Annotated in this window: 26 protein-coding genes and 1 pseudogene; 26 read left to right on the top strand and 1 reads right to left on the bottom strand. The window is 53.4% G+C overall.

What is annotated here, in order from left to right; translation table 11 throughout:
• Window positions 1-111 precede the first annotated feature (111 nt).
• From C1I38_RS02725 to C1I38_RS02820, 20 genes are all read left to right on the top strand, one after another.
• Window positions 112-447: a hypothetical protein gene (locus C1I38_RS02725; RefSeq protein WP_119776765.1), complete on the top strand. Its 336-nt coding sequence runs from the start codon at window positions 112-114 to the stop codon at window positions 445-447.
• Between the two features lie 8 nt (window positions 448-455).
• Window positions 456-1,298, top strand: coding sequence for a DNA adenine methylase (locus C1I38_RS02730; protein ID WP_119776894.1), 843 nt, complete (start codon window positions 456-458; stop codon window positions 1,296-1,298).
• Window positions 1,285-1,689, top strand: a complete 405-nt coding sequence (locus C1I38_RS13975) for a hypothetical protein (protein ID WP_119776767.1) — start codon at window positions 1,285-1,287, stop codon at window positions 1,687-1,689. The genes C1I38_RS02730 and C1I38_RS13975 overlap by 14 nt, the downstream gene beginning before the upstream one ends.
• Before the next feature lie 15 nt (window positions 1,690-1,704).
• Window positions 1,705-2,208, top strand: coding sequence for a hypothetical protein (locus tag C1I38_RS02740; protein WP_119776769.1), 504 nt, complete (start codon window positions 1,705-1,707; stop codon window positions 2,206-2,208).
• Window positions 2,198-2,938 carry a DUF3849 domain-containing protein gene (locus C1I38_RS02745; protein WP_119776770.1) on the top strand — a complete coding sequence of 247 codons (741 nt, stop codon included), beginning with the start codon at window positions 2,198-2,200 and terminating at the stop codon, window positions 2,936-2,938. The genes C1I38_RS02740 and C1I38_RS02745 overlap by 11 nt, the downstream gene beginning before the upstream one ends.
• A 21-nt stretch (window positions 2,939-2,959) precedes the next feature.
• Complete coding sequence (locus C1I38_RS02750; protein ID WP_119776772.1) at window positions 2,960-3,508, top strand: YodL domain-containing protein; 549 nt, start codon at window positions 2,960-2,962, stop codon at window positions 3,506-3,508.
• Between the two features lie 74 nt (window positions 3,509-3,582).
• Window positions 3,583-3,993: a SpoVG family protein gene (locus tag C1I38_RS02755; RefSeq protein ID WP_243103765.1), complete on the top strand. Its 411-nt coding sequence runs from the start codon at window positions 3,583-3,585 to the stop codon at window positions 3,991-3,993.
• A gap of 57 nt (window positions 3,994-4,050) precedes the next feature.
• Complete coding sequence (locus C1I38_RS02760) at window positions 4,051-4,314, top strand: DUF6133 family protein (RefSeq protein WP_119776775.1); 264 nt, start codon at window positions 4,051-4,053, stop codon at window positions 4,312-4,314.
• Window positions 4,304-4,732, top strand: a complete 429-nt coding sequence (locus C1I38_RS02765) for an A24 family peptidase (RefSeq protein WP_119776777.1) — start codon at window positions 4,304-4,306, stop codon at window positions 4,730-4,732. Before C1I38_RS02760 ends, C1I38_RS02765 begins: the two co-directional genes overlap by 11 nt.
• A gap of 17 nt (window positions 4,733-4,749) precedes the next feature.
• On the top strand, window positions 4,750-5,622 hold the full coding sequence (gene cpaB / locus C1I38_RS02770; RefSeq protein ID WP_119776778.1) for a Flp pilus assembly protein CpaB: 873 nt from the start codon (window positions 4,750-4,752) through the stop codon (window positions 5,620-5,622).
• Window position 5,623: 1 nt separating this feature from the next.
• The gene (locus C1I38_RS02775; protein WP_119776780.1) at window positions 5,624-6,436 is read left to right on the top strand and encodes an AAA family ATPase; all 813 of its coding nucleotides are present in this window, start codon (window positions 5,624-5,626) and stop codon (window positions 6,434-6,436) included.
• Window positions 6,433-7,872, top strand: a complete 1,440-nt coding sequence (locus C1I38_RS02780) for an ATPase, T2SS/T4P/T4SS family (protein WP_119776782.1) — start codon at window positions 6,433-6,435, stop codon at window positions 7,870-7,872. The genes C1I38_RS02775 and C1I38_RS02780 overlap by 4 nt, the downstream gene beginning before the upstream one ends.
• A complete protein-coding gene (locus tag C1I38_RS02785) occupies window positions 7,869-8,798 on the top strand; it encodes a hypothetical protein (protein ID WP_119776784.1) in 930 nt (309 codons plus the stop codon). The genes C1I38_RS02780 and C1I38_RS02785 overlap by 4 nt, the downstream gene beginning before the upstream one ends.
• A gap of 8 nt (window positions 8,799-8,806) precedes the next feature.
• Window positions 8,807-9,676, top strand: a complete 870-nt coding sequence (locus C1I38_RS02790; RefSeq protein WP_119776785.1) for a secretion protein F — start codon at window positions 8,807-8,809, stop codon at window positions 9,674-9,676.
• A gap of 15 nt (window positions 9,677-9,691) precedes the next feature.
• Complete coding sequence (locus tag C1I38_RS02795; protein WP_119776787.1) at window positions 9,692-10,063, top strand: DUF3848 domain-containing protein; 372 nt, start codon at window positions 9,692-9,694, stop codon at window positions 10,061-10,063.
• A complete protein-coding gene (locus C1I38_RS02800; protein WP_119776789.1) occupies window positions 10,057-10,452 on the top strand; it encodes a DUF4320 family protein in 396 nt (131 codons plus the stop codon). The genes C1I38_RS02795 and C1I38_RS02800 overlap by 7 nt, the downstream gene beginning before the upstream one ends.
• Entirely contained in the window at window positions 10,449-11,003 is a 555-nt protein-coding gene (locus C1I38_RS02805; protein WP_119776790.1) for a hypothetical protein, read from the top strand. Before C1I38_RS02800 ends, C1I38_RS02805 begins: the two co-directional genes overlap by 4 nt.
• A gap of 93 nt (window positions 11,004-11,096) precedes the next feature.
• Complete coding sequence (locus C1I38_RS02810) at window positions 11,097-11,627, top strand: DUF6550 family protein (RefSeq protein WP_119776792.1); 531 nt, start codon at window positions 11,097-11,099, stop codon at window positions 11,625-11,627.
• A gap of 71 nt (window positions 11,628-11,698) precedes the next feature.
• Window positions 11,699-13,402, top strand: coding sequence for a hypothetical protein (locus C1I38_RS02815; protein WP_119776794.1), 1,704 nt, complete (start codon window positions 11,699-11,701; stop codon window positions 13,400-13,402).
• Window positions 13,403-13,487: 85 nt separating this feature from the next.
• Window positions 13,488-13,826 carry a DUF3852 domain-containing protein gene (locus tag C1I38_RS02820; protein WP_119776796.1) on the top strand — a complete coding sequence of 113 codons (339 nt, stop codon included), beginning with the start codon at window positions 13,488-13,490 and terminating at the stop codon, window positions 13,824-13,826.
• Between the two features lie 51 nt (window positions 13,827-13,877).
• Here C1I38_RS02820 and C1I38_RS02825 read toward each other — a convergent pair whose 3' ends face one another.
• Complete coding sequence (locus C1I38_RS02825; RefSeq protein WP_119776798.1) at window positions 13,878-14,168, bottom strand: hypothetical protein; 291 nt, start codon at window positions 14,166-14,168, stop codon at window positions 13,878-13,880.
• An 80-nt stretch (window positions 14,169-14,248) separates the two neighbouring features.
• Here C1I38_RS02825 and C1I38_RS14100 point away from each other — a divergent pair, with 80 nt between their 5' ends.
• From C1I38_RS14100 to C1I38_RS02855, 6 genes and pseudogenes are all read left to right on the top strand, one after another.
• Window positions 14,249-14,590, top strand: coding sequence for a hypothetical protein (locus tag C1I38_RS14100; RefSeq protein ID WP_199698303.1), 342 nt, complete (start codon window positions 14,249-14,251; stop codon window positions 14,588-14,590).
• Window positions 14,591-14,622: 32 nt separating this feature from the next.
• Entirely contained in the window at window positions 14,623-17,043 is a 2,421-nt protein-coding gene (locus C1I38_RS02835; RefSeq protein WP_119776799.1) for a stalk domain-containing protein, read from the top strand.
• An 81-nt stretch (window positions 17,044-17,124) separates the two neighbouring features.
• A complete protein-coding gene (locus C1I38_RS02840) occupies window positions 17,125-17,334 on the top strand; it encodes a hypothetical protein (RefSeq protein WP_119776801.1) in 210 nt (69 codons plus the stop codon).
• Window positions 17,335-17,433: 99 nt separating this feature from the next.
• A complete protein-coding gene (locus tag C1I38_RS02845; protein ID WP_119776802.1) occupies window positions 17,434-18,339 on the top strand; it encodes a conjugal transfer protein TrbL family protein in 906 nt (301 codons plus the stop codon).
• A 19-nt stretch (window positions 18,340-18,358) separates the two neighbouring features.
• Window positions 18,359-19,450 (top strand): DUF4406 domain-containing protein, encoded by a 1,092-nt coding sequence (locus C1I38_RS14405; RefSeq protein ID WP_119776804.1) that lies wholly within the window; start codon window positions 18,359-18,361, stop codon window positions 19,448-19,450.
• Window positions 19,450-20,664, top strand: a pseudogene (locus tag C1I38_RS02855) (DNA cytosine methyltransferase); the annotation flags it as partial. The gene C1I38_RS14405 and the pseudogene C1I38_RS02855, both read left to right, overlap by 1 nt.
• Window positions 20,665-20,731: the final 67 nt, after the last annotated feature.

Below are 20,731 nucleotides of genomic sequence, written 5' to 3' on the forward strand. Positions count from 1 at the left end.
TTATATTACCCAAAGCAAAAAGATAAACAGGGCCGTTTTCCCAGGAGGACAGCGGCCCTGCTTTTTTGTGCCTTTTTTCGGGAAAACGCCCCGGAAAAAGGAGGCGTTCCAATGCTTCAAGAAGAAATCGCCGGATACCTGAAGGACTTCCATAAAGGCGAAAGCAGGGCAATTACCAGCCGGAAGCTGGAAAGTGCGTTCGATATCCGAGGCCGCGAGCTTCGCGGGATTGTCAACTGTCTGCGCTCGGAGGGCGTCCCCATATGCAGCTTCGAGTATGGCTATTGCTATGCCGCCACCGAGGACGAACTGAATCGAACCATCCGGCAGCTCACAAGCCGTATTAAAAAGATTTCCGAAGCTCAGCGCGGGCTGATCAAGGCGCGCGCCCTCTATTCGGATGAAGGGCAGACCCGCCTGCCGCTGGAGGGGGATGGCGCTTTTTGAACAGCTTCATGAGTTGGATCGGCGGAAAGAAAGCCTTACGAGATGTGATCGTTCCGCGTTTTCCGCTCTTTTACGAGCGGTACATCGAGGTGTTTGGCGGTGGGGGCTGGGTACTGTTTCACAAGCCGCCCGGCAATGATTTCGAGGTCTATAACGATTTTAACAGTCTGCTGACAAACCTTTACCGCTGCGTGCGCGACCGACCTTTGGATTTGATCGAAGCCCTACGCTTCGTTCTCAATTCCCGCGAGGATTTTGAGATTACGCGAAATATCCTCGCCACAGACAGTACTGCAGACGATGTACAGCGGGCAGCGTATTTCTATCAGCTCATCCGCTATTCCTACGCCAGCAGTTTGACCAGCTTCGGCAGCCAGCCTCACGACATGTGGTCGAACTTCCCACTCATCGAGCAGGCCCACAGGCGGCTGGCCAGAGTGGTCATTGAGAAAAAGGACTGCGTGAAGCTCATCCGGCAGTATGACCGCCCGGAGAGCTTTTTTTACCTTGACCCACCTTACATCGCAACCGAAAAGTATTACAGCAATATTGGAGAGAACGGCTTCACCGAAATAGACCATATTCGTCTGCGGGACGCGCTAATGAGCATCATGGGAAAATTCCTTATGTCGTATAACGACTGCCCATTTGCGTGGGATCTGTATGACAAGCCGGGCATCCATATTGAGAGAGTCAGCAGGATAAACAACATCAAGCAGCGGTACGATAACGGCTGCTTGTTTGAGGAATTGCTGATAGCCAACTATGATCTGCATGAACGGCAGAGAAATATGCCGGCACAGATAACTCTGTTTGATTGCACTGGAGGTGAATTCATTGACAGAGATTGAAAAGCTCAATAACGCTGTGGAACTGATAGAGTCCGCTACCGGCGGAATGCATCGGCTCGCCACAGGCTCCATCGGGCAGCCGTGCTTCCATCCCGCCGACGACGCATACGTCCATATCGAAACAATACTCCGTCCGGACTGGCATAGCGGAAAGTATGCTATCACTTTTGGCGCTGCCATGCGCCGGTCGGGTGGGCATCTGGACGCCGCGGGGTTGAGTGCCGCAGCAAATGAGATTGGAGCGGTTGCCAAGTTGCTGACCGTGCTGGATAAGGAAAGCATTTCCGTCACGTCGGAGGAACTGCGGCAGTGGTCCGAGGGATTGCGCTCTCAGAATGAACATCAGGAAACAGCACAGGAAAGCGGCTTCACCATGGAGCCGTCATTATGAAGGAGGAAAGCACTCATGAAATTCGTTAAGGAAAATTCCAAGCCGGCCCTGGAAATCCCCGCTGCCATCGTTGAGATGACCGGTCTCTCGGAAACAAAAAAGGCGGAAATCCACGCCCTCGACCACGCGGTGGTCGTACTGGGAGGCCGCATGACGGCCATGGAGATGATCAAAACCGTCGAGGGGCTGAAAAAGCTTGCCGCGCAGCTGACCGAACATCTGGCAAAGGTCTGCGGCCCCTGCCATGACTGTGAGGAATGCGCGGCGGACAATCTTGACGACGGCGACGAAATCCATATCCCTCAGTATCTGCTGGATGAAGCGTCCATCCCGGAGGGCGCCAAGCTCGCCGCCTATGTTGACGGGGACGAGGGAACTGTAACAATCGTGGCGACCGATTACGAGTTCGATCTGAGCGACGTGCCGCAGGAATTTCTGGATGTTTTCATTAATTCCGGCGTCTGCCTTGACGCACTGGAAGAACACCTCATCACGGAGGATATCGTCTATGGAGATTGATGTGTACCTCTACCCATATTCCAGAGAGGAAGCGAAGCGGAACAACGAGCTGGAACTCTGGCGCGAGAGCTACAGGGCAAATGTGGCTTGCAAAAAAGCCATCAAGGAAGCCATTCGGCAGAACTTTGACGGGATGCACCTGAACGCAGACTGCGCCGAGGGCGTGATCGCCGCGTATGGCTTTAAACGTGTAAATTTCGTCCTCGCCAATACCCTGCGGGAACTGAGTGGGGATGGGCGCTTCAGCCAATCCAACAAGGAATGGTCAAAGCAAACCTATATCCCTCCGGATAAGGATCATAAATCCGATTTCATCGTCGGCTCCCATCCCGCCGTGCTGGACGGCTTCATCAACCAATATCGCCGTGTGTATCAGGCGCTGGGGCTGTTTGACCACACCCACTGTGAGCCGGACAAAAATAAGCAGGATTTTGAGGGAAAGGTGCTGGTGCTGTCGCCGGATACGCTCAAGGAGAGCTGCTGGCGGCAGGAGGATCAGCTCTGGCTTGCGACCGGGGGCTTCGGCTGCCGTCCTAACAGCTCCGGCCGGGCAGTGTTTGCCACCTGTCTCAGCGACGGTGAAAAAACCCGCTGGAACCGCAGCCAGTTTGTCGGCGTATTGCGCGACGACGCCATGCCCGAGTGGGCTCGGGAGAAGCTGGCGGAGATCCAGGCTGCAAAACAGGAGCAGACGGACGCTCCCTCGATAGGTGGGATGAATATGACTTAGCGGCAAAGGAGGAATATCGCCATGCGCGGCATAGAGTACAGAAACGGCTGTATCTTCTTCTACGGTAACCCAGCCGGGTACGTCGACAAAGATGCCGCCATCATGGACACCCTGTTTCAAAACGATGAGCTTGCGAAATGGTTAGCGAAAAACAACCTCACGGTTCGCTGGGCGGACGGCGTCTATGAGCGGCTGGCAAACGGCGTTCCGGACATATCGGATGGAAACGCTGTCCCGCTGAAGAACTGCCGCATCTGGCAGCTTAAGCCCGGTTCCGAAACGTGGCGGGACATTGCATCCTTTGGCAAGGCCCTGCCGGAACCCGACATTCAGGATTATACCGTGGCTTATGACGGGCAGCTCAATACAAACGATCTGGAAGTCATCTATGACAGGTTCCACGAAAAGCGTCCGCAGGGCTTTCACGGCCATCCGCTTTCGGTTTCCGACATCGTCGAACTCTACAGTGCGGAGGGAAGCTCCTTTTATTATTTAGACCGCACCCATTTCCGAGAGGTGGAGTTCACGACAGATGACGGACCCGCGCAAGGCATGACCATGAGCCTGTAGCTTCCCGACAGCCAACGCTGTCTTTTTTATTGTCCGAATTTAAATAAGGGAGGAAAAACACAATGGCAAAGAACATGAACGCCGCAGCGCCCGAACAGGCGGATACCGCCGAAAGGACGCAGACCCCGGCATATCCCATGAAGGTGGACGTCAAAATCGGCTCCATCCGTCCGGAGGGCAACGTCCGGGCCTTTGCGTCCATCAACCTCAACGACTGCCTTGCCATTCGCAATGTAAAGGTGATGGACAGCGCCAAGGGGCTGTTCGTCGCCATGCCCAGCTACAAGGCGCGAAATGGCGAGTACAAGGACATCTGCTTCCCTGTCACCAAGGAATTCAGGGAACAGCTGAACCAGGCGGTCGTTGACGCATACCGTCAGGCTCTCGCTCAAAGCCAGAGCCCGAACCAGCAGAAGGCGGCAGATACGCCCCCTTTTGACCAGGCGCCGGAGCAGCGGGCCGGCATGCAGATGGCGGGGCTATAAGCCCCGCCGTCCTCTCTTCAACAACCATACATCAAATTTAACTGGAGGTAATTCTCAATGAAAAAGTTTATTAAGAAGCTCATCAACAAGGCCGTCAGCACGATCACAAGGGTAATCGACAAGATCAGGAATTTGTTCTTCATGACGCGGGTCATCCTCTGTTCCCAGCGCGGAGAAGGCTTCGTAGACACTGCTGTCAAAATTTTGATTTCAGTTGTGGTCGGCGCACTCATCCTCAGCGCCCTTTACGCCCTGTTTGGCGAAACGATCCTGCCGACTCTGCGGGACCGCATTGTGGATATGTTCAATTATGGCAATTAAGCTGCCGCTCCTCCTTCAGGGCGGCTTTTTTACTGCCCTGCTGGTTGCGGCCTGCTTTTGGGATATCCGTAAGAGAACCGTTCCCGACATCCTCTGCCTGCTCATCGCCATAACCGGACTGCTGACTTTTGAGCCGGGAAAACTGTGGGGCATCCTCGCCGGCGTGCCGTTTTTGATTGGCGCTTTGATCCAGAAGGACGGCATGGGCGGCGGGGACATCAAGCTGATGGCAGCGGCAGGGTTCGTGCTGGGACTGCGCCCAAGCATGACCGCCATAGTCGTGGGCTTTTTAGTGCTGTCTCTGTTTTACGGCGTATATGCCATCATCCAAAAGCTGCGCGTGAGGGATATGCCAAGGGCATACCCCCTCGCGCCCTTTTTATCGCTTGGCTGCCTTATGGTCTATTTCATTCACTAAACAAGGAGGAACACATTATGAGATTTTTGAGGAACCGCATGGTGCTTGGCGCGCTCTGCATCGTGCTTTCTTTACTCATCTGCTTTGCGCTTACGCCCCTGTTCAATCAGAGCGTGTCGCAGAAAACAACTATTGTACGGGTGGTCAAAGACGTCAAATCCGGCGACGAGATCACAAAGGACACGGTGCAGACCGTGGAGGTCGGCGGCTACAACCTGCCGGAGGACGTGATCCGTCAGAGTGAAGCCGTGATCGGAAAATACGCCAAGACCGATCTAATCACCGGTGACTACATCCTTTCGGAAAAGATATCCGACATGCCCGCCGCTGAAAACGCCTATCTGTACAGCTTAACCGGCGACAAGCAGGCTATTTCCGTCAGCATAAAAAGCTTCGCGCAGGGGCTATCCGGCAAGCTGATTTCAGGGGATATTGTGTCGGTCATCGCCCCGGATTACCGAAAGCAGGGTTCCACCGTGATCCCCCCGGAGCTTACCTATGTGGAGGTCATCGGCGTAACCGCCAGCACGGGCAACGACACCGATACCGGCGAAAAGACCGAGGATAACGCCGAGGATAACGCCGAGGATAACGCGGACGGGCGTGAGCTTCCCGCCACCGTCACCCTGCTGGTTTCCCCGGAGCAGGCAAAAATCCTCGCGGAGCTGGAATCGGACGGCAAGCTCCATCTTTCCCTCGTCTACAGAGGCGAAAAAGGGAACGCCGCCAAATTTACCGAGCTGCAAGACAAGGTGATCAACGCGCTGTATCCGGTTCCCGCAGCGCAGAACAGCGAACCGACAGACCAGCCGGCAACATCGGACACTCCGATAGCGCAGGATGCTCCTACAGAACCGGACGCTCCCGTACAGGAAACCGGAGGTGAGTAAGGTGCTGAACTTTATGAAAGGGAGCATTTTCTCGCACAGCAAGCCCGTGTCCGCGCCGGAAGAACCGGAACAGGATACGCAGGTGCTGGCGGTATGGGGCAGCCCCGGCAGCGGCAAGACCACGGTCAGCGTGCGGCTTGCCAAGTATCTGTCCGATCAGAAAAAGAACGTGGCGCTGCTCCTTTGCGATATGACCGCCCCCATGCTGCCCTGCGTCTGCCCATCCAGTGATCTGGAGTGCGAACGCTCCCTGGGAAGCATCCTCGCCGCCACCCATGTGACGGACCTGCTCATCAAGCAGAACTGCGTCACCCTCAAAAAGATGAGCTACCTGACGGTCATCGGCATGCTCAAGGGTGAAAACGTATATACCTACCCGCCATACACCCAGGAGCTGGCGACCGAGCTGATCGACCGTCTGCGGGATATCGCCCCGTACATCATCATCGACTGCACCAGCTATATCGCCCATGACATTCTGTCTGCGGTGGCGCTCATGGAAGCCGACTCCGTGCTGCGGCTGGTGAACTGCGATCTCAAATCCATCAGCTATCTCTCCAGCCAGCTCCCGCTCCTGAAGGACCAGAAATGGGACGCGGATAAGCAGTACAGGGTGGCGTCCAATATAAAGCCCAACCAGGCGGGCGAGAACATCGAACAGGTGCTGGGCAACGCGGCGTTTAAGCTCCCGCATTCAAATGAGCTTGAAAACCTCGCGCTCTGCGGGGATTTATTCAAGGATCTTTCCTTCAAGGACAGCCGGGGCTTCCGGAAGGAGATTCAGAAAATAAGCAAGGAGGTGTTCGGCGTATGAGTCGAAACAGACACAGAGATGCGGGACGGCAGCCGGCCCCGGCGCTTCCCCAAACAACCGAAAAGTCAAAAGCGCCGGACATGGCAGGCAATCAGAGCCTGTTTTTTTCATCTTCAAGCGAGCGTGAATTCGGCCCCGTGCTTCGGGAACTGCAGGAGTATATCTCCTCGCATTACGCGGGACTGATCGCGGACGGCGCCACCGGCGACGAGATGAAAGCGCAGACCAAGCGGTATATCGGAAAGTACATTCAGGATAACCGCATCGCGGTCGCCGGCATGACCGAACAGCAGTTGGTGGACGCTATTTATACCGAAATGGCGGAGTTTTCATTCCTGACAAAATACATCTTCGGCAGTGGGATCGAGGAAATCGACGTCAACGCGTGGGATGATGTGGAGGTGCAGTACAGCGACGGTACCACCAAAAAGCTGGACGAACACTTTGAAAGCCCTGAACACGCCGTCAATGTGGTGCGGCGCATGCTCCATGTCAGCGGCATGGTACTGGACAACGCCAGCCCCACCGCGCTGGGGCATCTCTCCAAGAATATCCGCATCGCCGTGCTGAAAGCCCCTGTGGTGGACGAGGATGTGGGGATCGCGGCGAGTATCCGTATCGTCAACCCGCAATCCATGAAAAAAGAGGACTTCATCCGGGGCGGGACCGCGACGGGAGAAATGCTGGACTTTCTGGCGGAGTGCCTGCGGTACGGCGTTTCGACCTGTGTGGCGGGAGCGACCTCATCCGGCAAGACTACGCTGGCGGGCTGGCTTCTGACCACTATTCCCGGCAGCAAGAGAATATTCACGATAGAAAACGGCTCCCGTGAACTGGCGCTGGTGCGCCGGGAGGACAGCAAGGTTGTAAACAGCGTCATTCACACGCTGACCCGCGACAGCGAAAATGAGCGTCAGCGGATCACGCAGACCAGCCTGCTGGATATGTCCCTGCGCTTTAATCCGGATTATGTAGTGGTGGGCGAGATGCGCAGCGCGGAAGCAAACGCGGCCCAGGAAGCCGCGCGCACCGGCATCACCGTACTGACCACCATCCACTCCAACAGCTGTGAGGCAACATGGCGCAGAATGGTCTCACTGTGTAAACGCGCCATCGATATGTCCGACGAAACCCTGATGGACTACGTTACGGAAGCCTATCCTCTGGTTGCGTTCTGCAAGCAGCTTGAAAACAAAGCGCGCCGCGTCATGGAGATCATGGAGTGCGAGATACTGCCTGACGGCACAAGGACCTTCCGTCCGCTGTTCCGGTACCATATCACCGAAAACCACATGGAAAACGGGAAATTCATCATCAGCGGCGGGCACGGTATGGTGCAGGGGATTTCCGAAAGCCTGCAAAGGCGCCTGCTCGAAAACGGCATGCCGCAGACCAGCCTGAAACGTATCCTTTCGATGGGAGGCGTGACCGTATGACTGCCGTTTTGCTTATTGCCTGCGCCGGCATGATTGTCGGCGCTTTTTTGCTGTTTGGGATCTCCCCGCTGGAGTTTACCGATGGGCTGTTCGCTTTCCTGACCCGGAAAAACAAAAGCATCAAGGCGGAGATCAATGAAACGACCCATCGGAAAAAGGCCGGCCTCCTGCGCCGCGAAATCACCGATACGCGGGAAATCCTTAACCTGACCGGCCGGAGCAGCCGTTTTTCCATGGTCTGCGCCGCGTCCTTGCTGCTGTTCGCGGTGGGAGCGAGTCTGGCCATCCTGATGGGCAATGTTTTTCTCGTGCCGGTGCTGGCATTCGGGATGATGTTCCTGCCTTTTTGGGCAATCCGGCTGACGGCGACGCATTACAAAAAGAGCGTAGCCGCCGAGCTGGAAACGGCGCTCTCCATCATCACGACGGCATACCTGCGCAACGAGGATATTCTGACGGCGGTGGAGGAAAGCGCGCAGTACCTGAATCCGCCCGTGCGGGATGTGTTTACGGAATTCCTGGCGCAGACGAAGCTGATTGATCCGGATGTGGAAACAGCCCTTCACGCCATGAAGCCGAAAATACAGAACGAGGTCTTTCATGAATGGATCGACGCGATCTGCTCATGCCAGTATGACCGGAGTCTCAAGACCACCCTTACGCCGATTGTTTCAAAGCTCAGCGACATGCGCATCGTCAACGCGGATCTCGAATATATGGTATCCGAACCGCGCAAGGAATTCATCATGATGGCCCTGATGGTGGTCGGCAACGTGCCGATCATGTATTTCCTCAACAGGGATTGGTACCATACGCTGATGCACACCGTGGTGGGACAGATCATCCTCGCGGTGTGCGGGGCAGCGATTTTTATCTCCACGGCATTTGTGATCCGTCTGACCAAGCCCATTGAATACAGGAGGTGACGGTGATAATGATGCAACTGTTTTTTATCGGAATCCTCCTTGCCGCGGGGCTGTTCTTCATTCTGGCGGACGTGCTGAGGCTTCCGGCCATGAGCGCGGCCAAAGCAATGCTGAGTGTCGGCAAACAGAACAAAAAGGCCGTAAAAACCGTGGAAACCTGGCTGATGTCCGGCACCGTAAAGCTCTCAAAGTATATCCGGATGGACGAGTACAAGCAAAGCCGCATGACGAATATCCTGAAAGCTGCCGGCATCAGCATGACACCCGAGGTCTATTCGGCTTACGCCATTGTCAAGGCCGGAGCCATCCTGCTGATAGCGATACCGTGCTTGGTTATTCTTCCCCTGCTTTCCCCGGTGCTCATCATTCTCGCAATCCTGACCTACTTCAAGGAAACGAAAAGAGCCGACGAACAGCTTCGGGAAAAGAGGGAACAGATCGAGATGGAACTGCCCCGGTTTGTCGCCACAATTGAGCAGACTCTCAAGGCCAGCCGGGACGTGCTGGCGATGATCGAAGCCTATAAGAAGAACGCCGGCCCCGCCTTTGCCCATGAGCTGGACGTGCTGACGGCCGACATGCGCTCCTCTTCTTATGAGGCGGCGCTCACCCGGCTCGAGGCAAGGCTCAACTCGCCCATGCTGTCCGATGTGGTCAGGGGGCTGATCGGCGTTCTCAGAGGCGACGACAGCGCCGTGTATTTTCAGATGCTGGCCCACGATTTCAAAGCATTGGAACTCCAACGGCTGAAAGGCCAGGCACAGAAGATCCCGCCGAGAATCCGGGTGTTCTCCTTTATCATGCTGATGTGCTTTTTATTTACCTATCTTGCCATCATTGCCGTGGAGATTCTCGGCTCACTCGGCAGCATGTTTTAGATTGGAGGTGTCAAAATGAATCCCACAGAAGTAAAGCGGGCGTTTGAGGAAAAGCTGGGCAGGAATTACGCGCAATTCGTCATGTCATGGCTGACCATGCAGTCCACCGAACTCATTGAAAAGGCTGAAGAAATCGCAGCCACAAAGCTGATGGTCGAGCTGCTCCCCGAAACCGCAAGCACGGAGGACATGGAATACCTGCTGCGTTTTACGAACCCTCTGGAAGTGGTTCGGGATAAGTGGATCGAGGAAAACGGCTCGGAAATGGTGCATGACGATGACATGACCCATGCGCTCTGGTCAATTACCGACAAACAGGATGCCGAGCAGGAATACGAGCTGGACAAGGACTTCCTCCCTCCAGAACAGGGGGTGCAAATGTGCTGAAGATCCTCAGAAGCAACCGCGGTGAGGGATACATCGACGTGGCGGTGCTGGTGCTGTGCGTGATGCTGGTCATCGCCGTGGCGGTGAGCGTCCTGCCGGTGTTTGTCACCAAAAACAAGCTGGATACCTATGCCTCGGAGCTGTGCCGGGAAGCCGAAATCGCCGGGCGTGTCGGTACGGAAACGACCCTTCGCGCACAGGTGCTCACCGAACAAACCGGTCTCGATCCCGACATCACTTGGTCGAAAACCGGAAGAATCCAGCTTAATGAGGAATTCACCATAACGGTGACCGCAAGGGCGGATCTCGGGCTGTTCGGCGGCTTCGGGAGCTTCCCCATAACGTTCCAAGCGCGAGCGAGCGGAAAAAGCGAGGTGTACTGGAAGTGACAATTGGAAAATTATGTGCTATACTGAAAGACAAAAAAGGGACTGCCTTTCCGCTCGTCATCGCGGTTACCCTCGCGCTGGTCATAATCTTTTGCGGCATATCCGAATATATCCGGCTGGTCATCATTGCGCAGGGTGTTCGGGACGCGGTGCAATCCGCCGTGATTTCGACAGTAAACGACAGTTACGACAACGTGTATCACGGCGTCCGTGAAGGCTACGCCGGAGCTTATATGCCCTCGGCAAATGACTTTGAGGAAAGCCTGGACTACGGCGACGTCTACGGCCGGCTGGACGAGCTGCTGGGGCTTCAATCCTCCGGCGGCTATCATGTGAAATATGCTGCCGGTGACGCGGTGGAATTCAAGCTCTCCGGACTGTCGGTCGATCTGGACAACATGCCGCTGGCCCCAGGCAGCCCGGACAATGCTCACGGCTTTCTTGCCGACACGACGATCCGGCTGGAGGTTCCCGTGCGGTTCGGGGGCGAGCTGCTTCCGCCGATGCGGATCAATCTCAGGGTGCAGGCGAAATATATGCCCTTGTTTTAGAGATTTTCCGATTGCCATAGACTTCCGGAAATTTCTGTAGTATGGTGTCCTTGAAAGAGTCCATCAATCTTTTACACAAAGGAGGTATCCCAAATGAAACTGACAGACAAAACAAAGAAGCGGCTCGTCCTCACCGGACTCGGTGTGGTATGCGTAGCCCTTGTAATAGCGATAGCCTCGCAGTTCAGAACGGAGGAACCCAATGTGGTGCCTGCTCAGCCCTCCTCCACGGTATCGGACGCGGTCAACCCCAGCGTCCCTCCCGCAGAGCAGACCAATGCACAGGGGGTAAACGCCCAGCCCATTGATCCGGCTGTGACTCCCGATCAAACAACGGACACCGGCGATTCAACCGGAACCGAGCAGAGTATTCAGACGGAGGTCACGAAGCCTTCAGAGCCGCCGCAGGATGTGAAAACCAATCCGTCCCAAAAGCCAGACGGAGAAAAGGTGACGAAACCGGAAAACAGCACAGCCCCGTCTACGCCAAAGGCTGGCGATAAAAATGATAAAGGGCAGATGTGGTTCCCTGGTTTTGGATGGGTTGATGATGGCGGTGCAAACGAAGGAACAAAAGCAGATGATATGTACGAAAACGGCAACAAAATCGGAGACATGAACTGATAACTCATAAAAATATGTAAGAGAAGCACAGCAGAAATGCTGTGCTTCTTTGCGTTGGAAGGAGGAACTTCATGAAACGTGGGCTCAGTATTTTTTTGATACTCATTTTGCTGCTGACATTTTTAATCCCTGTTACCGCTTACGCTGACAGTGTTGGGGACGGGAATCTTGATGGCGGCGGCGGAGGGATGGGCAACGGTTCAGATACTGATTACTGGAATCCTGGCGATGAGGGCGTAAGGGTGACGGTCATTCGGGTAAGCGACCACGCGGTCGTAACAACACCCATAGACCTTACAAACAACACCCCCTCCGAAAACATTCGCCATTTTGGTAAGGTAAGTAAGATGTCTTACTCAAATGGAAACAGCCTTAGTCCCAAAATCAACGATTATGATTACGCCAATCCATCTCAAGCCCTGCCGAGAATCATCAGCTCTTCTGGCGGGAACGGCAATATTGCCGCAATCAAGAGTTATTTCACCGATGAGCAGGTCATTCGGAGCATCGCAACCCTCGTTGGTATGAATTTTAATGTCCTGATCAACGGCCAATACCGGCTGCTCCTTGAACCTATCGCGTATATGACCTTTGGTGGAATCAAGTATGCCATGACCGCTACAGAAGCCGCCCTTTTTGACCAACAGCTGGACGGCGGACTGCGAAGTAAAATGGCGTCTCTCAGTCACAAAAATCTACCCCTTGCGATGTTTTTGGAAACCCCGGATCTCGGCTATCCGGCGTGGGGCGGTTCTACAACCACTACCGCATCAAACTCCGATATTATTTCCTCTCTTGGACTTGGCATTGTGCGTTTTAGCGATGCGGAGCCGGAACCACCGGAAGTCACCACATACGATTATGAGTACCGGGTGAATACGGAAGTTGTCACTTCGGTTACGGTGAGAGGCGGTCAGGCAGATCCGGATAATCCCGTCACGGTGAGATTTACAATCGGCGGTCAGACCTATACAGTCAGCGGCGTGTACTATCCACAGGGCGACAGTCAGCTGGTGTGGGTTCGCTGGACAACGCCGTCAACGCCGCAGACCATGATTATCCGTGTGTCTGTATCGGGCGGCGGCTCGGCAAGTCAGGGCACCATCACCGCGAGGATCGTGGATCTTTCAAAAAACGATCCCCCCAATCCGTTGGCCGATGACCGCAACAACTCTTTCACTGCGGCATCCGTACCCAATAAGGCGCAGAGAACCTCGGCATCCTGGGGTGTTTGGCACCCATGGTGGCATTCCAATTGGGTATGGATTTCTACGGGTCTAAATACCGGTTATTGGGAGGACGAGGGATGGTGGGAGTTTAACTGGCTTGCATATACCGCCAGCCTTTCGGCTTCCATGAGTGTCATGCCTGATGCAAAAGACCCGACAGCGTCCGGCAAAACCATGAAAAGCGGATATGGAATCAACCAGACCGTTCCCGCCAATATCAGCACCAACCAATCCTCGGCCGTGACGGATGCGCAGACAGCCGTGACGTATTTCCCCGAATGGCGGTACGAAACGTACTGGCGATTGCTGGAACGCACACATTCCGGATACAGTTCCAAATTCGAGTTTGCGCCCAACAAATACTCGACCTATAACCGCAGGACGCACTTTACTCCCATTTGGTTTCCAAACGGAAGCTATACGCCGTATACTTGGCTTATCGACTGCTGGACTCCGGCCGGAATGCTTTCCATGAACCTCACCGATTCGGTGACTATCAGCGGAAGCCTTTGGGATGACTGGCATATCGCACCGGTAAAGCCGTAAACAACAGAAAAAGAATCAGGACCGCATGCACTGAGCTTTGCGGTCCTTTTCTATGCCCAAAAATATATGAAAGGTGGTTATCTTCATGAAATTAAAGCGAATTCTGCCCATTCTCTGTGTGGTGCTCCTGTTGACATGTGTACTCAGCACGGTCGCTTATGCGGCCGGCACCGGCGACGTGGCAGGAGCCATTGAGGGGACTTGGAATGATGCGTCCGAGCAGATTAAAACAGTCGTTAACCGGGTCATATTTCCCGCCATAGACCTGATACTGGCGGTGTTTTTCTTTGCCAAACTCGGCACAGCGTATTTTGATTATCGCAAACATGGCCAATTTGAATGGTCGGCTCCGGCGATCCTGTTCGCCTGCCTGGTATTTACTATGACCGCCCCGATATACATCTGGCAAATCCTCGGGATGTAGGCCAAAAAAGAGCAGCAACCAAACTGGCTGCTGCTCTCTCCGCTGATTGCTTTATGGAGTGTCGGGCAATCTGTCAATGAGAAGCTGGAACATCTGCCTGCTGGTCTCATGATCACGGGCGGTGAGCCTGCAAAGCAGGTCATCGGTAAGCCCTTGTGCAAACACAGCTGCCAACGGCGCAATCAGAAATCGCTGCTTAAGTCGTCGATTGAGGTCCTTCATCATTGACTCGCCTGCAAGATGGGAAATCTGGTTATAGAGTTCCTGCAATTGGACTTCATCGACCACACCGTTCAGAGCGTTTTCCTGCTCCTCCATGAACCTGGCAGTAACGTATGCCATCAGCTCATCCGCCAACGGAAAAAAGAGCAGGCATACGGCGAGCCTTTTCGCGTCTCATAAAAAAGGGTACAGAGGTGTAAATGATGAACACATTTGAAAGCGAACTGAGAAAGCTGTTTGACCATGACACGGTTTTTGCCAATACACGGTTCGTCGGCAGAACCTGCTACGGCAAACTTGGTGATCACATCCGTGTCCGGGCGGAGTTTATCACCCTTGGATATGCGAATAAATACGAGGCCCTCAAGGTACCGCTCCTCAACAGAACCGAGGGCGTCATCGATACGACGGTCGTGTGTCAGGGTCACATCACCGGCTCCAAACAAAAATCCTTATTTGCGTTGAATAAGGCATACAACAATGATAAAATATTGCCATTAACAGGTAATTTTAAGGTACTCAGACAAGATATACGATTATAAATGAACTAACGTCAACAGAAGGGGGAAAGAAGATGGAAACGCTGTTAAAATCCTTTTCCGCAGGTTCAAAACATCAACGGCTCATAATGAAATTCATTTGCATATCGCTCATATTGCTTCTTCTGATCCCGGCAAGCGGCATATCCGTATCCGCCGGCTCGTCGGCGGAATATTACGACGATTTTGAAAGCGGAAGCCAAAACTGGGATTTGAGCGAAGGCTGGCAGCTTAAAAAAATCGAGAATAATACGGTTTTGGAAGGTACCGGCCATACCTGGGCGGTGCAGAATCAAGGCGGCTGGGACAATTACGCATTTGCGGCAAGATTTAAAATTATTAAAGGCACGATTCATTTCAATTACAGGCGAAGCGTTCATTCGGACGGAGCAATCCGGTATTTTATCGGAGTAAACAGCACGAGTCTGTATTTGAACAAGCAGACCGGGGACAATTTTTATGATCTCGACACTGCGAAGCTCAATCTGGACACCAGTTGGCACGAAATTGAAATAAAGGCATATGAAGGCTTGATTAACGTCAGTATCGACGGCGTTCTGTATATTGCTTATACGGATGAGGATTTTCTCGCTTCGGGAGGCATTGCCTTTGAAACCATCGAAAACTCCGATTTCCTGCTCGACGATGTAAAAATCACCGCGGCGGCGGCCGGTGACGTCGCCACCGGGCCGGAGGCTGGACAGGGGTTTATTCCGGACAAAACACATAGGGGAGATCTGGTACTAAGCGGCACGGAGGTGATGACCATTGAAAACGAGGAGTATCTGCAGCAGGGGAATGTGTACATCAATGACCATGCAAAGCTGATTATCCGAAATTCCGGGTTCATGCTCGGCCGCGGAGACATACCGACGATACATGTATATATTAATGTCGGTGAAAACGCGACCCTTGAAATAGATCATTCCACAATTGTTCCGGAAACTCCCGAGGGTGAAATGGGCGCTTTGGTTATTATCCGAAATTATGGGACGATGACGATGAGCGATTCCCCCACCGAGGTTCATCTGCTGGAAATGTATGAGGGAACACTTACAATCGTAAATTCGGAAATGGTATATGAAATAGGAGGCCTCCTTCAAATCGCGGGAGGAGATACGAAAGTCGTCAATTCCACACTCGGCGCACTGGGACTGACTGTACCGGCCGATGCCGCCTTAAACATAAGCGATTTAAAGTCCGGAGCATATCTTGAGTCCTGGGACGTTCATGACGTCATTCCCAAAGCAAATTACAGCCTCGTTCTGAAAAAAACCACTCTTTTAAAAGACGATTTCGAACCCGGTCCCTATGAAAGAGGCTGGCTGTTCTTCCCCGATCCCGATTCCCATGTAAAGATTTCCGATTCGGAGCTGAGGAAGGTGTTTATTAATCTAAATGGGGAAAACGCGACGTTTGACAATTTAAGAATCGGAATGCCGTCTGACCTGCATTATCGGGATATTCAACTGGACGATATCGTTATGACAGGACAGTGGCCTTTTACCATTACCGATTCCGATGTAACCATAACCAATTCAAATTACCTTTTTTTACAGCCAAGTGGAACGTCAGATATCGCTCTTGCCAATTCGCACATGGTCGAGTTTATCCCGCGGAATTTTTACGGAACGATCAGCTTTGAAAACTGCACCTGGACCAACGCCGGAGAAATCATCGGGGGCGAGTCGTATCATTCGATGACAAATGATTTCACCATCAAGGGCAGCCTGAAAATCGCCTCTGAACTCAGGGAACATCTGCAATGGCAGGACGCGCGAGTGACGAGGGAATACGATGTAGCGATTACCGGAAAAGACGGGAAGCCAATTTGCGGGCTGACAGTAAAAATAAATGGTCAAACCAATGTTTCAGACGAAAACGGAAAAGTCAGATTTAGCCTGATTTTCGATGAATACAATTACAACCGTCCGGAAAAACTGCAGGTATTTAACGGGAATGTACTTGTCTCACAAAAAGATATCGACTTTTTTACCGAGACGCCGGTTATTTTCGCGGATACGTTGACTGCATTGCCAACAGGCTCGAATATTTTGGTAAACGGTCAAAAAACAGCCTTTGAGGCTTACAGCATAAACGGCAGCAATTATTTCAAACTACGCGATCTCGCAAAGGCACTCAGCGGTACGAAAAAACAGTTTGAGGTGGCATGGGACGGCGCCGGGGACGCTATAAGAATAACGGCGGGCAAAGTCTATACATCTGTCGGCGGGGAACTTGTGGTGTCGGGCAATAAGGAAAACAAGAGCGCGGTTCTTACCACGTCGTCTGTATACCTTGACGGCGTTCCAATAAAGCTTACGGCGTATAATACTGGGGGTAACAACTACTTCAAGCTGCGCGATGTCGCGGCCGCCATAGATTTCGGGGTCACATGGGATGGCAATACAAACACAATAAGCATCGACACGTCTACCGGATATACTAAAGGATAAGTTATAAAAACCGTTTTCTCCAATCTCCGTGAATATAATACCCCACCTTATGAACAACTGCAGGTCGTCCGCTTCGGGGATTTGTTCGGCAAAAAGCAGGTAAGCAATCCGAACTTCAGGGATGGGATCATTCCGTACATCTGGACATACGGGGAAAGAACGGAATGGTATGCTTACCAACCCACCAAGGCAGACTACAAGACGCTTTCCGATTCGGTGGACAATTATCTGGAGGTATTTCGTGAGCCTGCGCAGGAGCAGACTGCCGGCATGACACAGCAGATGGGCTGATACCCGCATGAAAAAACAATATTATACCATACAGGCACACCGTTAGGAGCAATTACGGTGTGCCTTTTTCTATTTCACATGGAAGGAGGTGCTTGTCCTATGTTTATATGGGATTTCCTGATGGGGGACGTCATGGATCAGATCATCGAATGGTTCTATGGTCAAGCCGTGGGGTTCCTTGGCGACTTTTTTGCCCAAATGGGCAACATGGGCGTCGAACTGTTTGATATGCCGTGGGTGGAAAGTATCGTCCTGTTTTTTTCTTATCTGGCATGGGCGCTCTATGTGACAGGGCTGGTGGTTTCCGTTTTCGAGTGCGGCATTGAGTATCAGTCCGGACGCGGCAGCATCAAGGATACTCTTCTGAATGCTCTCAAGGGATTTTTGGCTGTCAGCATGTTTACGACAGTACCCATTGAGCTGTTCAAGCTGGCGGTCAACCTGCAGGCCAGTCTGTCCTCTGGCATCACCGGCTACGGCTCCGGCATCGACACGCTCGCAACCGGAATCATCAATAACCTGAATGCAGCCGGTAGCCTGGAAGGTGCAACAAGCTCCGGCGTTTTCGGCGGTCTCGATCCCGTCACGAATCCCCTCCTGATGCTCTTTATTATCATCATGATGGGATACGCTGTAATAAAAGTTTTTTTCAGCAATCTGAAAAGAGGCGGCATCCTGCTGATCCAGATCTCAGTCGGATCGCTGTATATGTTCAGCGTTCCCCGCGGTTATCTCGACGGCTTCGTCCAATGGTGCAAACAGATCATCGGGCTGTGTTTGACCACATTTCTACAGGCAACGATCCTTGTGGCGGGACTCATGGTCATACCTGACCGCTGCCTTCTGGGGCTTGGCCTGATGCTTGCGGCCGGAGAGGTGCCGCGGATCGCCGGGGCCTTTGGACTCGACACCAGCACAAGGGCGAACCTGATGTCCGCTGTTTACACCGCTCAGGCGGCGGTCAATACCACGCGCACGGTGGTACAGGCTGTGGCGCCGAAATAGCAGAGAAAGGAAGGAGCCTATGAAGCTCATCTATGTGGCGTCCCCTTACGCGGGGGATGTCGAAAATAATGTAGAATTTGCGAAACGGGCGTGCCGCTATGTAATGGAACAGGGGCATGCTTTTTTTGCGCCCCATCTGCTCTATCCGCAGATACTGGAGGACAGCAATCCGGCAGAGCGGGAAACGGGACTGAAGCTCGGCCATCATATGTTGGAACGCTGTGATGAGATGTGGGTCTTCGGCAACAGGATCAGTTCCGGTATGGAAGCGGAAATTGAGCGGGCAAAACAACTTGGTATCCCGATCCGATACGTGTCGGCAGAACAGATCCTCGGCTCTCCAAATCCCACCTACGCGATATGGGTAAAAGGGCGGCCGGACAGCCCGCTTGCGGGAAAAGCGGGCTTTTTAAGCGAGAACAGACAGCTTCTCACTTTCACCTCTCAGCAGAAAGCCATGTTCCGTATCGGTGAAATCAGGGGACTGTGCCTGAACAGCCAACCCGTCACGGAATACAGATGTATGGAATATCCTCAGAAATACGCTTCCGATAGCCGGATATCTCTGGAATCGCTCCGGGAGCCGGATACGATTCCCGCGTTCGATCCGAATAAATTTGAGGTTAGAAGCCGGGAATACGGCAACACCGGAGGCCATTGCATGGTGGCCTCGGTGGAATTCTATCTGCCCGACCTAAACCGTACCTTGTGGGTTAACTGCAACGACGAATGCGTGACCGTTACCTCCGCCGACTTCATCTGGCAGGATGAGGACAAGAACGGCGGCTGGCATGATTACGAGGCTGTACGCCTGTACGATGCCTTTTATCAGCAGACGCTTCCCGAGGACGTCGAACCGTGGCTTCCCATGATCCAAAAAGCATTGGAATATACCATCGAGCAGGAAACCGAATATTTACGGGGACAGGCTTTTTCCTTGCCGGTGGCATGGCTTCCGAAGTCCATCTGGCAAAAGACGGCGCCGGAGTATCTTGCGTGGCTGCAGGCGGAGGGAAAAGAAATCCGCATTGCCAAGGACGGCCGTATTGAAATTGACGAGGCTTATCCACAGAGCGGCCAAAGCATACCCGGTATGACGGGGTTGCAATAATGTTGACGCTGGGGAGCCTCTTCGATGGGATCGGAGGCTTCCCGCTGGCCGCAGTGCATAACGGCATCGTCCCCGTGTGGGCAAGTGAGATTGAAGCCTTTCCTATCGAAGTCACGAAGATACACTTCCCTGATATGCTCCATGTCGGGGATATCACAAAATTGAATGGAGCCGAACTACCGCCCGTGGACATCATCTCGGGCGGTTCGCCTTGTCAGGATCTTTCCGTGGCCGGAGCCAGAGCCGGCCTTGCCGGTGAACGCTCCGGCTTATTCATGGAACAAGTGCGAGTGACAAAGGAGTTGAGAAATGCAGATATATTGCGTGGGAGAACAGATCACCTTATTCGACCTCGATTCCTTATATGGGAAAATGTCCCTGGAGCTTTCTCCTCCGCGGGAGGCGAAGATTTCCGCTCCGTCTTGGAGGAAATCGTCAGAATTAAAGACTGTTCCTGTCATGTGCCTCGACCTGACTCCGGGTCATGGCAATCTGCTGGGGGAATCGTATTGGGAAATCAATTCTCATTGGCTTGGAGAGTGCTGGACGCTCAATACTGGGGTGTCGCCCAGCGTCGCCGTCGTATCTTCCTTGTCGCAGATTTTGGAGGATCATGTGCACCAGAAATACTATTTAACCAAGACAGCCTGTTCGGGGATACTCCGGAGAGCGAAAGCCCGGGGAAAGGAACTGCCTTCCGGTCTAAGAGAAGCACTGATCATACAAGCTGGCCTTGCACCCAACCCATAAGCCACGTTGCCTTCGCCGCAAATCAGCGCGACGAGGTGCGTGATCTGAACGATGTAGCCGGGGCGCTGGGCGCACAGCCCGGCATGAAGCAGCAGACGTTTGTCGCTAACTGCCTCACGCCGTGGGACACACAGCAGGACCGGATCTTCACGCCGGAAAGCACGGTGCCGACGCTGGCCGGAGCCGATGGCGGCGGCGGCCGGAATCCTGCGGGGCTTATATTTTCGGCGGGCATTGTCAGTAAAGGCAACGGCGACTGCTTTCTCACACCGGAGCGGCATACATCCCTGACATCAGGCGGCGGTCAAGCCGGGCAGGGCTACCCCTGCGTGATGACTGCCGGCTTTTGCGCCGGAGCGGGTCCGGCAGCGGGAGGCATTGGGTTTCAGGAGGAATGCGCTCCAACACTGAAGGCTTCCGAAAGCGGAACAAATATGGTGCCGTCCATCCTGTGCCTTAATGACCATTAATCCGAACTCGGATTAATGGTCATTATTCCGCATATTTAGTTATCCTCCTTTTTATCTTGAA

It is taken from the genome of Dehalobacter sp. 12DCB1 (genome assembly GCF_004343605.1).
Taxonomy (GTDB): Bacteria; Bacillota; Desulfitobacteriia; order Desulfitobacteriales; family Syntrophobotulaceae; genus Dehalobacter.

Bases quoted from the DNA above. Each gene is read 5' to 3' on its own strand.
- C1I38_RS02795 (WP_119776787.1), top strand. From the start codon at position 9,692: ATGAATCCCACAGAAGTAAAGCGGGCGTTTGAGGAAAAGCTGGGCAGG.
- C1I38_RS02755 (WP_243103765.1), top strand. From the start codon at position 3,583: ATGAACGCCGCAGCGCCCGAACAGGCGGATACCGCCGAAAGGACGCAG.
- C1I38_RS02820 (WP_119776796.1), top strand. From the start codon at position 13,488: ATGAAATTAAAGCGAATTCTGCCCATTCTCTGTGTGGTGCTCCTGTTG.
- C1I38_RS02765 (WP_119776777.1), top strand. From the start codon at position 4,304: ATGGCAATTAAGCTGCCGCTCCTCCTTCAGGGCGGCTTTTTTACTGCC.
- C1I38_RS14405 (WP_119776804.1), top strand. From the start codon at position 18,359: ATGAAGCTCATCTATGTGGCGTCCCCTTACGCGGGGGATGTCGAAAAT.
- C1I38_RS02785 (WP_119776784.1), top strand. From the start codon at position 7,869: ATGACTGCCGTTTTGCTTATTGCCTGCGCCGGCATGATTGTCGGCGCT.
- C1I38_RS02815 (WP_119776794.1), top strand. From the start codon at position 11,699: ATGAAACGTGGGCTCAGTATTTTTTTGATACTCATTTTGCTGCTGACA.
- C1I38_RS02740 (WP_119776769.1), top strand. From the start codon at position 1,705: ATGAAATTCGTTAAGGAAAATTCCAAGCCGGCCCTGGAAATCCCCGCT.
- C1I38_RS02780 (WP_119776782.1), top strand. From the start codon at position 6,433: ATGAGTCGAAACAGACACAGAGATGCGGGACGGCAGCCGGCCCCGGCG.
- C1I38_RS02725 (WP_119776765.1), top strand. From the start codon at position 112: ATGCTTCAAGAAGAAATCGCCGGATACCTGAAGGACTTCCATAAAGGC.
- C1I38_RS02730 (WP_119776894.1), top strand. From the start codon at position 456: ATGAGTTGGATCGGCGGAAAGAAAGCCTTACGAGATGTGATCGTTCCG.
- C1I38_RS02790 (WP_119776785.1), top strand. From the start codon at position 8,807: ATGATGCAACTGTTTTTTATCGGAATCCTCCTTGCCGCGGGGCTGTTC.
- C1I38_RS02825 (WP_119776798.1), bottom strand. From the start codon at position 14,168: ATGGCATACGTTACTGCCAGGTTCATGGAGGAGCAGGAAAACGCTCTG.
- C1I38_RS02845 (WP_119776802.1), top strand. From the start codon at position 17,434: ATGTTTATATGGGATTTCCTGATGGGGGACGTCATGGATCAGATCATC.
- C1I38_RS02760 (WP_119776775.1), top strand. From the start codon at position 4,051: ATGAAAAAGTTTATTAAGAAGCTCATCAACAAGGCCGTCAGCACGATC.
- C1I38_RS14100 (WP_199698303.1), top strand. From the start codon at position 14,249: ATGATGAACACATTTGAAAGCGAACTGAGAAAGCTGTTTGACCATGAC.
- cpaB (WP_119776778.1), top strand. From the start codon at position 4,750: ATGAGATTTTTGAGGAACCGCATGGTGCTTGGCGCGCTCTGCATCGTG.
- C1I38_RS02835 (WP_119776799.1), top strand. From the start codon at position 14,623: ATGGAAACGCTGTTAAAATCCTTTTCCGCAGGTTCAAAACATCAACGG.
- C1I38_RS02810 (WP_119776792.1), top strand. From the start codon at position 11,097: ATGAAACTGACAGACAAAACAAAGAAGCGGCTCGTCCTCACCGGACTC.
- C1I38_RS02750 (WP_119776772.1), top strand. From the start codon at position 2,960: ATGCGCGGCATAGAGTACAGAAACGGCTGTATCTTCTTCTACGGTAAC.
- C1I38_RS02745 (WP_119776770.1), top strand. From the start codon at position 2,198: ATGGAGATTGATGTGTACCTCTACCCATATTCCAGAGAGGAAGCGAAG.